Consider the following 14,722-nt stretch of genomic DNA (forward strand, 5'->3'; position numbering starts at 1 on the left):
AAATGTGCGGGATGGCCTCCGCCGGTTTTCCGGCGAACCAGGCTCCCGCACCCTCGCCGGTCCCGGGCGCCAGGCGTACCGAGCGAGGGGGCCGGGCGGGCGTCCCCAACGACCCGGCCGGCGCACATCGCATTCTCCTGCGAGCGCGAGCGGGTCCGACCCGCCCGGCCCGTCCTTCCATCCCTTCCCTTTCCGTCCTCTGAGCCGTCTCCGGGCCGCTCTTCGGACCTCCGGGTCCGGCTCAGTCTTCCGCAGGGAGCACACGCCATGCCCATCTCTCCGAATCAGGGCTCGACCGGCGGTGGTACGACCGTCACCATCACCGGTACGAACCTCGCCAACGCCTCCGCCGTGAAGTTCGGCAGCAAGAACGCCACGATCACCGCCAACACGCCCACGTCCGTCACCGTGACCTCGCCCTCCGGCACCGGCGCGGTCCCGGTGACCGTGACCACGCCGGGCGGCACCAGCAACCCGCTGACGTTCTTCTACGTCGGCGCGCCCTTCAAGTCCGGCCTGAGCGGCTCCTCCGGGCCGCTCGTGGGCGGCAACACCATCACCATCAGCGGCACCGGTCTGTCGACGGCCACCTCCGTGGCCTTCGGCGCCAACACCGTCACGCCCACCGTCGTCTCCGACAGCAGCATCACCGCCGTCGTGCCCGCGGGCGCCGCGGCCGGGTCCGTCGGGGTCAGCGTCACCACCGCGGGCGGCACCAACAACGGGCTGTCCTACACCTACATCGACGTGCCCACCATCACCACCTTCGCCCCCGCCTCCGGCCCGGCCTCCGGCGGCACCGCGGTGACCATCACCGGCACCAACCTGGACACCACCACGTCGGTCACCTTCGGCGGCATCGCGGCTCCGTTCAGCGTCATCAGCCCCACCACCCTGTCCGCGGTCACGCCGCCCACGGCGGACGGACAGCCCGGCCCGGCCAACGTCACGGTCACCAACCCGGCGGGCAGCGCGACCGCCGCGACCCCCTACCAGTACCTCGCCGGGCCCGGTATCTGATCACCCTTGGGACGTTCCGCCGGAAGGAGCAGCACGTTGAGCACCCCTCAAGCCGCAGGCCCGCAGACAGATACCACGGCAACCGCCGTGCCCGCGGCCATGGCGGCGTCCCCTCCGGTGGTCAGCTCCGTCAGTCCCGCCTCCGGATCACCCGGAGGCGGGACCGTCGTGACGATCACCGGCAGCAACTTGAACGGGGCGACGGCGGTCCGGTTCGGCACCACCCTCGCCCCGGCCTTCACCGTCGTCTCCGCCAACCAGATCACCGCCACCGCACCGGCGGGCTCCGGCACCGTGCAGGTCACTGTGACCACTCCGGGCGGTACGAGCAACGGGGTGGCGTTCGGCTACGCGGCCGTCCCCGCCCCCGTGCTGAGCGGTGCCTCGCCGAACACGGGCCCGGCCGCCGGGGGCAACACGGTGACGCTGACCGGCAGTGGTCTCGCCACTGTCACGGCGGTCCGCTTCGGTTCGGTGCTCGCCACGTCGTTCACCGTGGTGTCGCCGTCGCAGATCACGGCGGTGGCGCCGCCCGGAAGCGCCGGTGCGGTGCAGATCACGGTGACCGGCCCGGGCGGCACGAGCAACGGCCTCACCTATACCTATACGGCCGTCCCCGCCCCCGTGGTGACCGCGATCTCGCCGAGTCAGGGCCCGGTCGCCGGGGGCAACACGGTGACGCTGACCGGTACCGGCTTCACCGGGGCCACGGCGGTCCGGTTCGGCGCGGTGCTGGCGACGTCGTTCACGGTGGTGTCGGCGACGCAGATCACGGCGGTGGCGCCGCCCGGGAGTGCCGGTTCGGTGCAGGTGACCGTGACCGGGCCGGGTGGTACCAGCAACGGCGTCCCCTATACCTATGTGGCCGTCGCGGCTCCCGTGCTGACCGCGGTCTCGCCGAGCACGGGCCCGGTCGCCGGGGGCAATACGGTGACGCTGACCGGTACCGGCTTCACCGGGGCCACGGCGGTGAGCTTCGGCGCGGTTCCCGCGACATCGTTCAACGTGGTGTCGGCGACGCAGATCACGGCGGTGGCGCCGTCCGGGAGCGCCGGTCCGGTGCAGATCACGGTGACCGGCCCGGGCGGTACGAGCAACGGCCTCACGTACTTCTACGTCGGCATCCCCACCCTCAGCTCCGTCACCCCCAACCTGGGCCCGGCGTCCGGCGGCACGGCCGTCACCCTCGTGGGGACGAACCTGCTCGGCGCGACGGCCGTCATGTTCGGCGCCGTCGCCGCCACGTCGTTCACCGTGGTGTCGGCGACGCAGATCAACGCCGTGGCACCGGCGCAGAGTGCCGGGACGGTGCAGGTGACGGTGACCGGCCCGGGCGGCACCAGCAACGGCATCCCCTACACCTACGTCACCGTCCCCGTCCTCACCAGCGCGGTCCCCAACACGGGCCCGCTGGAGGGCGGGACCACGGTCACCCTGTTCGGCACCGGCCTGACCACGACGAGCGCGGTCCAGTTCGACTCCACGCCCGCCGCGTTCACGGTCGTGTCGGACACCTGGGTGACGGCGACCGCCCCGGCTGGGTCGGCCGGGGCGGTCAGCGTCACCGTGACGACACCGGGCGGCACGAGCAACAGCGTGACCTACACCCGCGTCAACGGACCCGGCATCTAGCCAGGGCCACAACTAGCGGGTGGCGCTGCCGGGGAGCGGCCGGTCGCCGGACGGGCGGGAGAGCCACACCCCCTCGCCCCGCGACAGCCCCGGCAGCGCGTGCTCGAACTCGTGCACCGACCGCACCGGAATCTCCCCCGTGAGCAGCCATCCCGCCCCACCGCCCGTGCTCTCCGCGAGGTCCGCCCCGACCGCGGCGAGCCGGGCGGTGACGGGTGCGAGCACATCGGCCGGGATCTCCAGCTCAAAGGCGTGGTACGGCTCGTACACCCGCCACCCCGCCCGCTCCAGGGCCTGCCACAGCACCCCCGGGGTGACGCCCCGGAAGTCGGCGGCGGTGCTGACCGGGGCGTCGAAACCCGACCGGATCAGGGTGACCCGGCAGTCCGTGACCGCCCGCCCGCGCGAGCCCCGGCGCAGCGTGTCGTGCACGGTCTGCTCGATCGCGGTGTGGAACGCCCGGGGCAGGGCGCCCAGTTCGGTCTCGTAGCCGAACACCGTCCCCGACCCGGTCGCGGCGGGCTCGACGCGCAGCCCGACCGTCGCCCACGGCCCCGTATGGCCGCGCCGGGCCATCTCGTAGCACGCCTCGCCGACCCCCGCCGGGCGCTCGACCAGGACCGGGCGGCTCGGCTCGAAGTCGGCCTCGATGCCGTAGTCCTGGGTGAGCGTCGCCGCGATGATCTGCTTCTGGACCTCGCCGTACAGCAGCACCGAGGTGGCGCCGCCGGGCAGCGCCCGGGCGTGGATCAGCGGATCCTGGTCGGCCAGGGCGAGCAGCGCGGTGTGCAGCCGGGCGGCGGCCGCGGGGCCGGGTTCGCGGGCGTGGACGAGGGTGTGGAGGGTGGGCGCGGCGAACCGCGGCCGGTCGTCGCCGTTGTCGAAGTCCCCCAGCCGGTCGCCGACGCGGACCTCGGGAAGGCCCTTGACCCGCGCGATGTTCCCGGCGGTCAGCACCCGCGTCCCGGCCCGGCCGACGACCTCCAGCGCGGTGATCTGCCCGCTGTGCCGGGCGCCGGGCCGGTGCAGGGTGAGGTGCTGCCGTACGGTCAGCTCGCCTGAGAACAGCCGCAGATAGGCGGTCTTGGTGGCGGAGCCCGCCGTCCGCTCGACGGCGAAGACGGCTCCCCGGGGTGCCGTACCGACGCCGCGGGCGGGCGGAACGAGCCGTACGACGCCCTCCACGAGGGCCGCGACGCCCTCCCCGCTCAGCGCCGAACCGCAGTACACCGGGTACGCCCGCCCCTCCGCCGTCCCCGCGGCCAGCGCCGCGCGCACCTCGGCGGGGGAGGGGAGCGAGCCGTCCACGAGCCGGGCGAGCAGCGCGTCGTCGGTCTCCGCCAGCGCCTCGGCGATCTCGGTGCGTACGCCGGTGTCGTCCAGCGACCGCGGCGCGGTGCGCGCGGCCCGGGTGCCCAGGTCCGTTACGTCCGTGAGGGACACGAGGTGCGGCGCCAGCAGCCGCCGGATGTCCGCCAGCAGCTCCGAGTGCCGGGCACCTGCCCGGTCGATCTTGTTGACGAAGAGCAGTACGGGCAACCGCAGCCGCCGCAGCGTCTTCATCAGCACCCGGGTCTGCGCCTGGACGCCCTCGACGGCGGACAGCACGAGCACCGCCCCGTCCAGCACGCCGAGCGCCCGCTCGACCTCGGCGATGAAGTCGGAGTGGCCGGGGGTGTCGATCAGATTGACCTGGGTGCCGCCGACGCCGAAGGAGGCGACGGCCGATCGCACGGTGATCCCGCGCTCCCGCTCGATGGCGCCCGTATCGGTCTGGGTGTCCCCGGAATCGACGCTGCCGAGGCGGTCGATGACGCCCGCGTCGAACAGCAGCCGCTCGGTGAGGCTGGTCTTACCGGCGTCGACATGGGCGAGCACGCCGATGTTGATGGTCTGGTTCTGGTGCATGCGTGGTGATGTCCTCGAAAACGGTCGTCCGGCGGGGGCCTTGAGTCGTTCCGAGGAATCGGCGCATCGCATGCTCCTGTCGTTGTCGGCGGAATGTCGCGGACATCCTGAGCGCGGGGCGGGGCTGCGAGCAACCGATTTATGGGCCGCCGCCCCCGACGGCAGAAAGCGCTGTCATGCCTCTCGACAACTCCCTCTCCGCGCCCGACGCTTCAGACCACGGGGCCCCAAGCGGCAGAAGGGACACATGGTGCGACGAAGAACGCTCCTCACCGCGGCAAGCGCGACCCTGCTCGGCACCGCACTCACCACCGGCACGGCCCACGCCGACGAATCCGTCGCCGTCGACCCGGGCACCGACTACGGGGGCTGGGAGGGCTGGGGGACCTCGCTCGCCTGGTGGGCCAACCTCTTCGGGCAGCGGGACGACTTCGCCGACGCCTTCTTCACCACCAAGAACACCGCGTACGCCGGTACCACCCTCCCCGGCCTCGGCCTGAACATCGCCCGCTACAACCTCGGCGGCTGCGCCTGGACCGGCGTGGGCGGCCAGTCCATGGCCGTCTCGCCCAACATCCCCCGGTTCAAGCAGATCGAGGGCTACTGGCACGACTGGTCCAGCGAGGACCCGGCCTCCGCCGCCTGGCGCTGGAACTCCGACGCGCCCCAGCGCGCGGCGCTCACCAAGGCCGTCCAGCGCGGCGCCGTCACCGAGCTGTTCTCCAATTCGCCCATGTGGTGGATGTGCCTCAACCACAATCCCTCGGGCGCCGCGGACGGCGGCAACAACCTCCAGTCGTGGAACTACCGGCAGTTCGCCGTCTACCTCGCCACCACCGCCCGCTACGCCCAGGACCACTGGGGCGTCCGCTTCGCCACCGTCGAGCCGTTCAACGAACCCTCCTCCGCCTGGTGGAAGGCGGACGGCACACAGGAGGGCTGCCACATGGACGCCGGCGTACAGCGCACCGTCCTCGGCCACCTCCGCACCGAGCTGGACCGCCGCGGCCTCACCGCGGCCCGCGTCTCGGCCTCGGACGAGACCAGCTACGACCTTGCCCGCACCACCTGGGGCTCCTTCGACTCCGCGACCCGCGCCCTGGTCGACCAGGTCAATGTGCACGGCTACCAGGGCTCGGGCGGCCGCCGCGACCTGCTGTACACGGACGTGCGCGCCGCGGGCAAGAAGCTGTGGAACTCCGAGACCGGCGACAAGGACGGCACCGGCCTCACCCTCGCCACCAACCTCTGCCTGGACTTCAACTGGCTGCACCCGACCGCCTGGTCCTACTGGCAGGTGATGGACCCCAGCGCGGGCTGGGCGCTCATCCACTACGACCCGAACACCGCGCAGCCCGGCGCCGTGCAGACCAAGTACTACGTCCTGGCCCAGTTCACCCGGCACATCCGCCCCGGCATGCGCATCCTGGCCACCGGCTCGGACCACGCGGTGGCGGCGTACGACCCGGCCGCCCGCCGCCTCGTGCTCGTCGCCGTCAACCCCGGCGCCGCGCAGAACATGACCTTCGACCTGTCGCGGTTCGGGCAGGTCAGCGGCGGTACGGGCGGGCTCGTGCCGCGCTGGTCGACCCAGACCGCGGGCGGCGGCGACCTGTACACCGCGCGCCGGGACACGGTGCTGGACGGCAAGCGGCTGAGCGTGCCGTTCGCCGCACAGTCGGTGCAGACGTTCCAGATCGACGGGGTGACGGAGTAGCGGCCGGGGCGCCCTCGGGCGGCCTTACGTCGCCAGGCGGCGGACGATCCTGCGCAGCTGCTCCGCGTAGTGCTCGCGGAACTCCGGCGACTCCGGATCGGCGTCGAAGAAGCGGCGCACGGCGTGCGGCAGCGCGATCGGCGCCGTCACCAGGCTGACGTACAGCAGCATCGCCATGGCGGGGTCGATGTCCTCGGCGATCTCGCCCGCCGCCTGGCGGCGCCGCAGGTCGGAGAGGTCCTCCGGGTCCTCCTCCGGCGCGGCGTCGTCAAGGCCGCACCAGGCGTTGAACCGGGTCGCCCGGGGGTCGGCGAAGGCCTCGCGGAGATAGTGCTCGACCAGCTCGTCGAGCGGGATCGCGGGGTCGTTGAAGGTCTCCTCGCGCTTCAGCCACTCGCGGCACAGCTCCCGGTGCAGGCCCTCCTTGCCGCCGAAGTGGTACGCGATCAGCTGCTTGTTGACGCCCGCCCGGTCCGCGATGTCCTGGACCCGGGCGCCCGCGAACCCCTTCTGCGCGAACTCGTCCCGCGCGGCCTCCAGCAGCAGCCGCCGGGAGCGCTCCGGGCACAGCTTGCGCTCTTCGGGCGCGGGGGCGCGGCGGGGTCTCTTCGGCGTCCCCTCCATGTCCTTCAACTCCTCATGCGGCTTGTCGTGCTCGGACCAGGCTAACGCCATCTAAATGTTTGACAACTTCATCCGTTTGGATGAACCTGGCCTCGAAGACGCCGATGAGGAGCAGGTAGGAGAGAGATCATGATCGTCGTAACGGGTGCCACCGGAAATGTCGGCGCGCATGTGGTGAAGGAGCTGGCCGCCGCGGGCGCGGAGGTCCGGGCGCTCACCCGTGACCCCGGGACCGCGAGCTTCCCCGCGGGCGTGAGCGCGGCGCGGACCGATGACCTGCCGCTGGAGGGCGCCACCGGGCTCTTCCTCCACGCCGCGGTGGCGTGGCAGCTGGGCGCCGAGAAGCTGCTGGAGCGGGCCAAGGAGAGCGGGGTGCGGCGCATCGTGACGCTCTCCTCGTCCTCGGTCCTGGAGGACACCGACCCGCAGAGCAACCCGATCGGTGCCATGCACCGCGACCTGGAGGCCCAGGTCGAGCGCACCGGGCTGGAGTGGACCCATGTGCGGCCGGGCGCCTTCGCGGCGAACGCCTTCCAGTGGGTGGAGCAGGCCAAGGCCGGGGATGTGGTGCGGGGTGTGTACGCCGGAGCGCACATGGCCCCCATCCACGAGGCCGACATGGGCGCCGTCGCCGCCCGCGCCCTCCTCGTCGACGACCTGGTCGGCCAGACGCCCGAGCTGACCGGCCCGGAGTCGCTGACCTTCGCCGACCAGGCGCGCATCATCGGCGAGGCCGTCGGGCGCCCCCTGCGGTACGAGGAGATCCCGCCCGAGGTGGCGCGGGAGCAGCTGATCGGCGGGTTCATGACGCCGGAGATCGCGGACTCGCTGCTGCGGGTCTTCGCGGCGTGCGTGGACCGGCCGCAGGCGATCTCCCCGGAGGTCGAGCGGATCACGGGGCGCCCGCCGCGGACGTTCGCGCAGTGGGCCGCGGACCACGCGCCCGCCTTCAGCTGACCGGCTGAGCGCGGGTGGGGGCGCCGGGCGGGGGGTGGCCGCGGCCGCGCGCCCCCGGCTTCAGGCGCCCCGCTTGCCGGGCTGCTTCTTGGCCGCCGTCTTCTTCGTGCCGGGCTTCTTCGCGGCGGCGGTCTTCGCCGCCGCGGTCTTCTTGGCCGCCGTCTTCTTCTCGGCCGTCTTCTTCGCCGCGGTCTTCTTGGCCGGGGCCTTCTTGCGGCCGGTCAGTTCGGTGACCGTGGCCTTCTCCTCCTCGGCCGGTTCGCCGCGGGCCTCCTTCGCGCTGCGGACGCTGTCCTTCAGGGCGGCCATCAGGTCCACGACCTGGGCGCCGGCCGGGCGCTCGCCCGGTTCGGCGGTGGGGGTGGCGCCGGAGACCTTCGCGGCCACCATGGCCTCCAGGGCCTCGTGGTACTCGTCGTGCAGTTCGCTCAGGTCCACCTCGCCGAGCGTGGCCATCAGGGTGTCGGCGAGATCCAGCTCGGCCGGTTTCACCGTGACCTTCTCCTTGGGCGCCACGCCCGCCGGTTCGCGCACCTCGTCCGGCCACAGCAGCCGGTGCATGGCGATGGCGTCGCCGACGACGCGCAGCATCCCGAGCCGTTCCCGCCCGCGGTGGGCGTACTTGGTGATGGCGACCCGCTCGCTGCGCTTGAGGGCCTCCCGGAGCAGGGCGTACGGCTTGGCGGCGGCGGTGCCGTTGGCGCCGAGGTAGTACGCGTCGCCCATCTGGAGCGGATCGATGTCCGAGGCGTTCACGAACGCCTCGATCTCCAGCGCGCGGGTCGTCGGCAGCGGCAGGGCTGCCAGGTCCTCGTCGGTGATCGGGATCAGGGCACCGTCGGCATCCTCGTACGCCTTGCCGATCTCGTCCGCGTCGATCTGCTTGTCCTCCAGCTCGCAGATCTTGCGATACCGGATGCGGCCGCCGTCGGCGGTGTGGATCTGCCGGAAGGACACCGAGTGATCCTCGGTCGCCGGATACATCTTGATCGGGATGCTGACCAGGCCGAACGAAATGTTCCCATTCCAGATAGATCGCATGCTTGATCCCTTTCGTGAGATTCTTATCGTATGTCCCCGATCACGGAGGTGGAGGGGCGACGGATCGCGCTCAGGAACCTCGACAAGGTCATCCATCCGGCCACCGGCACCACCAAGGGCGAGCTGCTGCACTACCTGGCGTCGGCCGCCGGGGCGATGCTCGGCCATCTGCGGGGGCGCCCGCTCGCGTTCCTGCGCTACCCGGACGGCCCGGACGGCCAGCTGTTCTTCACCAAGAATCCGCCGCCCGGCACCCCCTCCTGGGTGACGACCGCCGAGGTCAGCCGCCATGAGGGGGAGACCGCGCGGCAGGTGCTGGTGCAGGACCTGGCCTCGCTGATGTGGGCGGCGAACCTGGTGGTCGAGTTCCACGCGCCCATGTGGCGGACCGACGAGGGGACGGGCGTCGCCGACCGGCTGGTCTTCGATCTCGACCCCGGCCCGCCCGCCACGATCGTGGAGTGCTGCGCCGTCGCCGTATGGCTGCGGGAGCGGCTGCGCGCGGACGGGCTGGCCGCGTACGCCAAGACCAGCGGCTCCAAGGGGCTGCATCTGCTGACCCCGCTGGAACCGGTCCCGTCCCGGCAGGTCACCCACTACGCCCGGCGGCTCGCGGCGGAGGCCGCCGCCGCCCTGCCCGGGCTGGCCATCCAGAAGATGACGCGCTCCCTGCGGCCCGGCAAGGTGTTCGTCGACTTCAGCCAGAACGCCGCCGCCAAGACCACCGCCGCCCCCTACACGCCCCGGGCCCGCCGGGAGCCGACTGTCTCCACGCCCGTGACCTGGGACGAAGTGGAGGCGTGCGACGACCCCGGGCGGCTGGTCTTCCGCATTGAGGACCTTCCCGCCCGCCTCGACCGCCACGGCGATCTGCTCGCCCCGCTCCTCGACCCGGCACGGGCCCATCCGCTGCCCGCCACCCCATGACCCCCCTGACCCCACCCGTGCCGGTGGCGCTCGCCCGCCCCGTCCCGACCCTGCCGACGCCCGCGCCGGGGCGGCGGTTCGCGTACGAGCCGAAGTTCGACGGCCACCGGCTGCTGATCTTCCGGCTGGCGGACGGGGTGCAGCTGCAGGCCCGCTCGGGCCGCATCGTCACCCGCGCCTTCCCCGACCTGGCCGCCGCCGCGCGACGGCTCCCGGTGGGCACCGTGCTCGACGGGGAGGTGGTGGTGTGGGTCGGCGGCCACACCGACTTCGCCGCCGTCCAGAAGCGCGCCGCGGCCGCGACCGAGGCCCGCGCCGCGCGGCTGGCCAGCCAACTCCCCGCCTCCTACGCCGCGTTCGACCTCCTCGCGAGCGGCCCGGACGACCTGCGGCCCCGCCCGTACGCCGAACGCCGCGCCCTCCTCGTCGCCCTCCTCGAACCGTACGGCCCACCCCTCCAGGCCGTCCCCATGACGATGGACCCGGAGCTGGCCGCCACCTGGTACGAGGCGCTCCCGGCCATCGGCGTCGAAGGGCTGGTCATCAAGAGCCCCGACCAGCCGTACCGGACCGGACGCCACTGGCGGAAACTGCGGCACTCGGAGACCCGGGACGCCGTGGTCGTCGGCGTAGTCGGCCCCCGCCTCCGCCCCCGCGCCCTGGTCCTCGTCCTGCCGGGCGATGACACCCCCGTGGTCTCCGGCCCCCTGACCCCGGCGGTCCGAGCCCAGCTCACCACGGCCCTACGAGACCTCCCAGCCCCGCCCCCGGTGGACACCGCCCCGCCCACGGCGATCGACACGGTAGGCGCATGGATCGCCTACCAACCGATCACACCGAACCTGACGGTGGAGGTCCGCCAGGAAAGCACGGTCCGCCACGCGGCAACGGCAGTAATCCGCCTACGGGTCCCCGAGTGACCCTCGCCGCGCCCCAACCCCGAACGCCGGGCCATGTCCCCGCGCCGCCAACTCCTGCGGGGGCCTGAGACCCGGCCCCGAGCGCCGGGCCACGTCCCCGCCCCCTGCGGGATCGCGCGCCACGCCCCCAACTCCCGCGCGGGGCCCCTGCCGGGACCCGCGTCGGGGGGCGCCCCGGGGCCCGAGGCCCAGCCCCGAGCGCCGGGCGGCCCCGTGGCCCTGCCCCTGCGGGCTCCGCGCCCGCCCGCACCTCCCGTGCGGGGTGCGCTACCGGGGTCGTGCCGGGTATGCCCCGGGCCCGAGGCCCAGCCCTGACTGGCCCTGCCCCCTTCGGGGCCGGTGCCTGTCCGCCTCGTCCCGCCCCCGGGCGCCGGGCGGCCGTGGCCCCGCCACCCGCGGGGGCTCGCGCCTGCTCGCTCGGCCTCGGCCCCGGGGCGCGCCGCCGACTCCCGCGTGCCCGCGGTGGGCGTTGTCGGGGTCCGGGGCGGCAGCCCCGGTTTCGGGAAGGGGCGGGGTGGGGGAAAGGCTCGCTACCCCGCCCCCGCAGGGTCCGGGGGGCCGGTGACCACCGCCGTCACCCGGGTGCCCCGGGGGAGGGCTCCGGCGGCGGCCAGGTCGTACAGGCCCCACAGCATCTTCGCCACGTACCGCCGCTCCACCCGCACCCCGTGCCGCGCTTCGAACCCGGCCGCGAACGCCTCCAGCTCGGCCGGGATACGCCCGTACCCGCCGCCGTGCCAGCCGTGCTCGATGTGCCAGTCGCCGAACGTCCGTCCCCACCCGAGCCGGTGCAGCTCCGCCACCTCGCCCTCCAGATACCCGTCCGCCCCCTTCAGCACGGCGAACCCCACCGCCCGCGCGCCCTCCGGCAGCGCGGCGGCGATCCCGGCCAGCGTGCCGCCCGTGCCGACCGCGCAGCACACGAGGTCACGCGCGCCCAGGTCGGGCAGTTCCGCGACGAGCTCGGCGGTGCCGTGCGCGGCGAGCGCGTTCGTACCGCCCTCCGGCAGGACGTAGGCCCGCCCCCACCGCGCCTCCAGCTCCCGCAGCGTGCGGGGGTCGTCGAGGGAGCGCAGGGTCGCCCGGTAGCCGGACCGGTCGAGGAAGGACAGGCGCATGCCGTACGACTCGGCGAGGGCGAGGGACCAGTTGCGCGGGGCGTCCGCCAGCTCGTCGCCCCGGATGACCCCCACCGTGGACAGCCCCCACGCGGCCCCGGCCGCGGCGACGGCGCGGATGTGGTTGGAGTACGCCCCGCCGAAGGTGAGCAGCCGCGTATGCCCCTGCTCGGCGGCGGCCCGCAGGTTCGGCGTGAGCTTGCGCCACTTGTTGCCGGGGACGGTGGGATGGATGAGGTCGTCCCGCTTCAGCCGCAGCTCCAGCCCCCGGCTCGCGAACCACTCGTCGTGCAGTTCCTGCGAGGGCGAGGGCAGCCGGGGCGCGGGCGCGCTGGTGTGGTCGGACGGTCTCACCGGTCCAGTCTGGTTCATCCCTCGGCGCCGTGACGCCGCTGACCGCCCTGTGACGCGTCGAGGGGGTCGCCGGGCCGCGTACGGCCCGGTGACCCCCTCGTCTCTGCGTGCGCCGCGCCTAGGCGGCCGTGGGGACAGGGCCGATGGAGCGGCCCGCCCAGTCGGGTGTCTTCTCGACCAGGGAGGCGAGCCGCTCGCGGATCTCCTCGGGGAAGGGCGCCGCGTGGCCCTCCTTCTGGTCGATGTGGAGGGCGAGCAGTTCGGTGGTGGCCACGGGGTCGCCACCCTCCGGCTCGCCCACGTACATCTCGTGCGAGAACCGCACCTTCTTCTCGTCCACGCCCAGCACTCGGGTGCGGATGGTCAGCTCGGCGCCTTCCTCGACCTCGTGGAGATAGCGTATGTGCGTCTCGACGGTGTAGAGGGAGCAGCCGGTCTTCACCCGGTATCCGGAGTCGAGACCGGTCTCGACCATCATCTCGTCCGTGCTGTGTCCGAAGACGAGGACGTAGAACGCCTCGCTCATATGACCGTTGTAGTCGATCCATTCCGGTCGGACGGTCTGGTGGTAGTGGGGGAGCTGGTCGCTCACTTGTCGCCTCCCTCGTTGCGCTGCTCGGGCAACCGGCCGGTCGCCCGCAGGACGTTGATCACGCCCTGGTCCCTTTCCGCGACGAGCTGGGCGATACTCCGCCCGGCCGCCGCCTCGTCACATCCGTCGACCATGGCCGTACGCAACGAGTCGTCCAGCTCAGGGGCTTCGAGACGCGTCCATGGCGATTTCAGTGACGGTCCGAAGTGATCGAGCATATGCCCCATGCCGCCTTCGCCTCCCGCCAGGGCGAACGTCAGGCACGGCCCCATGAAGGCCCAGCGCAGGCCGGGTCCCTCGGTGATCGAGTCGTCGATGTCCTTAACGGTGGCCTCGCCGTTCGCCACCATGTGCAGGGCCTCGCGCCACAGCGCCTCCTGGAGGCGGTTGGCGATGAAGCCGGGCAACTCGCGGTCCATGGTGATGACGGACTTGGCGGCCGCCTTGTAGAAGGCGGAGGCCCATTCCACGGCGGCCGGGTCGGTCTTCTCGCCGCCCGCGACCTCGACCAGGGGGATCAGATACGGCGGGTTGAACGGGTGGCCGACGAGGAGGCGGCCGGGGTCGGTGGCCTCGGTCTGCATGTCGGTCATCGGATAGCCGGAGGTGGAGGAGGCGATGACGACGCCCGCCGGGGCCGCCGCGTCCAGCTGGGCCAGCAGGCTCCGCTTCAGCTCCAGCTTCTCGGGGGCGCTCTCCTGCACGAACTGCGCCTCGGCGACGGCCTCTTCGAGGGTCGGGGCGAGGGTGAGACGGTCCGGTGAGGCGCCTTCGGCCAGGCCGATCTGCTCCAGCGCGGGCCAGGCGGCGTCGACGAGGCGGCGCAGCTTGGTCTCGGCGTCCGGCGCCGGGTCCCAGGCGGTGACGTCGTAGCCGCGGGCGAGGAAGTGGGCGACCCAGCCGCCGCCGATGACGCCCGCGCCGATACAGGCGACGCGGCGGACACGGTCGGGTGCACAGGGGGGTGAGGGCATGGGGGTCCTAAGGATCGCAGGAGGAGGGGGCGTCTTACGCGCGGGGCTTGAGGCCGAGGCGCAGCCGGGCCTCGTCCGGGCTGGCGACGGCCGCGCCCAGCAGCTCGGTGATCTGGACGGCCCGTTCGACCAGCTGGCCGTTGGTGGCCTTGACGCCGCGGCTGAGGTAGAGGTTGTCCTCAAGGCCGACCCGTACGTTGCCGCCGAGCAGGATGGACTGGGCGACCCACGGCATCTGCATGCGGCCCAGCGCGAAGCTGGCCCACTGCGCGCCCTCGGGCAGGATGTCGACCATGGCCTTCAGGACGCCCGGTTCGGCGGGGGCGCCCCACGGGATGCCCATGCACAGCTGGAAGACGGTCGGGTCCTCCAGCAGCCCCTCGGCCAGCAGCTGCTTGGCGAACCACAGCTGGCCGGTGTCGAAGATCTCCAGCTCGGGGCGGACGCCGAGCTCCTGGATGCGCTTGGCGCCGGTGCGCAGCATGTCGGGGGTGGAGACGTAGAGGTTGCTGCCGTCGCCGAAGTTGAGCGAGCCGCAGTCCAGGGTGCAGATGTCGGGAAGCAGGTCCTCGACGTGCGGAAGCCGGTCCAGGCCGCTGACCAGGTCGGTGCCGGGGAGCTGGGTGAGGGGCGCCTCGGGGTCGATGACGAGGTCGCCGCCCATGCCCGCGGTGAGGTTGATGACGACGTCGGTGCCGGTTTCCTTCACCCGCTCCACGACCTCGCGGTACAGCCGCGGATCGCGGGAGGGGGCACCGGTCTCGGGGTCGCGTACGTGGATGTGGACCACGGCCGCCCCGGCCTCGGCGGCCTCGACGGCGGAGCGGGCTATCTGCTCGGGGGTGACGGGGACGTGGGGGCTGCGGCCCACGGTGTCGCCGGCCCCGGTGAGGGCGCAGGTGATGATGACGCTGTCGTTCATGGGCATGGCGTTTCTC

13 protein-coding genes are annotated in these 14,722 nt (G+C 72.9%); 6 read left to right on the plus strand and 7 right to left on the minus strand.

The genetic code is table 11. From position 1 onward, the window contains the following. Positions 1-267: 267 nt before the first annotated feature. Complete coding sequence (locus ACZ59A_RS08985; protein WP_470955467.1) at positions 268-1,020, plus strand: IPT/TIG domain-containing protein; 753 nt, start codon at positions 268-270, stop codon at positions 1,018-1,020. 36 nt (positions 1,021-1,056) lie between these two features. Beyond that, positions 1,057-2,652, plus strand: coding sequence for an IPT/TIG domain-containing protein (locus tag ACZ59A_RS08990; RefSeq protein WP_470955469.1), 1,596 nt, complete (start codon positions 1,057-1,059; stop codon positions 2,650-2,652). A gap of 12 nt (positions 2,653-2,664) precedes the next feature. Here ACZ59A_RS08990 and otr(A) read toward each other — a convergent pair whose 3' ends face one another. Next, complete coding sequence (gene otr(A) / locus ACZ59A_RS08995; RefSeq protein ID WP_470955474.1) at positions 2,665-4,560, minus strand: tetracycline resistance ribosomal protection protein Otr(A); 1,896 nt, start codon at positions 4,558-4,560, stop codon at positions 2,665-2,667. 247 nt (positions 4,561-4,807) lie between these two features. Between otr(A) and ACZ59A_RS09000 the strand changes: the two genes are divergently transcribed. Next, on the plus strand, positions 4,808-6,277 hold the full coding sequence (locus tag ACZ59A_RS09000) for a glycoside hydrolase (protein WP_470955477.1): 1,470 nt from the start codon (positions 4,808-4,810) through the stop codon (positions 6,275-6,277). Positions 6,278-6,301: 24 nt separating this feature from the next. Here ACZ59A_RS09000 and ACZ59A_RS09005 read toward each other — a convergent pair whose 3' ends face one another. Next, on the minus strand, positions 6,302-6,952 hold the full coding sequence (locus ACZ59A_RS09005) for a TetR/AcrR family transcriptional regulator (RefSeq protein WP_470955479.1): 651 nt from the start codon (positions 6,950-6,952) through the stop codon (positions 6,302-6,304). A 78-nt stretch (positions 6,953-7,030) separates the two neighbouring features. Here ACZ59A_RS09005 and ACZ59A_RS09010 point away from each other — a divergent pair, with 78 nt between their 5' ends. Further along, positions 7,031-7,858, plus strand: coding sequence for an SDR family oxidoreductase (locus ACZ59A_RS09010; protein ID WP_470955481.1), 828 nt, complete (start codon positions 7,031-7,033; stop codon positions 7,856-7,858). A gap of 60 nt (positions 7,859-7,918) precedes the next feature. Here ACZ59A_RS09010 and ku read toward each other — a convergent pair whose 3' ends face one another. Beyond that, on the minus strand, positions 7,919-8,899 hold the full coding sequence (ku, locus tag ACZ59A_RS09015; RefSeq protein WP_470955486.1) for a non-homologous end joining protein Ku: 981 nt from the start codon (positions 8,897-8,899) through the stop codon (positions 7,919-7,921). A 30-nt stretch (positions 8,900-8,929) separates the two neighbouring features. On the opposite strand from ku, the gene ligD reads away from it, so the two are divergent. Both ligD and ACZ59A_RS09025 read left to right on the plus strand, forming a co-directional pair. Next, positions 8,930-9,826 (plus strand): non-homologous end-joining DNA ligase, encoded by an 897-nt coding sequence (gene ligD / locus ACZ59A_RS09020; protein WP_470955489.1) that lies wholly within the window; start codon positions 8,930-8,932, stop codon positions 9,824-9,826. Beyond that, a complete protein-coding gene (locus ACZ59A_RS09025; protein ID WP_470955492.1) occupies positions 9,823-10,746 on the plus strand; it encodes an ATP-dependent DNA ligase in 924 nt (307 codons plus the stop codon). The genes ligD and ACZ59A_RS09025 overlap by 4 nt, the downstream gene beginning before the upstream one ends. A gap of 530 nt (positions 10,747-11,276) precedes the next feature. Here the strand turns inward: ACZ59A_RS09025 and ACZ59A_RS09030 are convergent. The 4 genes from ACZ59A_RS09030 to ACZ59A_RS09045 all read right to left on the minus strand — a co-directional run bounded on the left by ACZ59A_RS09030 (position 11,277) and on the right by ACZ59A_RS09045 (position 14,706). Continuing rightward, positions 11,277-12,236, minus strand: a complete 960-nt coding sequence (locus ACZ59A_RS09030) for a 1-aminocyclopropane-1-carboxylate deaminase/D-cysteine desulfhydrase (RefSeq protein WP_470955497.1) — start codon at positions 12,234-12,236, stop codon at positions 11,277-11,279. Between the two features lie 100 nt (positions 12,237-12,336). Next, complete coding sequence (locus ACZ59A_RS09035; protein WP_468048865.1) at positions 12,337-12,810, minus strand: thioesterase family protein; 474 nt, start codon at positions 12,808-12,810, stop codon at positions 12,337-12,339. Then, the gene (locus tag ACZ59A_RS09040) at positions 12,807-13,784 is read right to left on the minus strand and encodes a 3-hydroxyacyl-CoA dehydrogenase NAD-binding domain-containing protein (RefSeq protein WP_470955501.1); all 978 of its coding nucleotides are present in this window, start codon (positions 13,782-13,784) and stop codon (positions 12,807-12,809) included. Before ACZ59A_RS09040 ends, ACZ59A_RS09035 begins: the two co-directional genes overlap by 4 nt. Positions 13,785-13,818: 34 nt before the next feature. Next, positions 13,819-14,706, minus strand: coding sequence for a beta-keto acid cleavage family enzyme (locus tag ACZ59A_RS09045; RefSeq protein WP_470957827.1), 888 nt, complete (start codon positions 14,704-14,706; stop codon positions 13,819-13,821). Positions 14,707-14,722 lie beyond the last annotated feature (16 nt).

The organism is Streptomyces sp. NPDC040405, assembly GCF_055595765.1.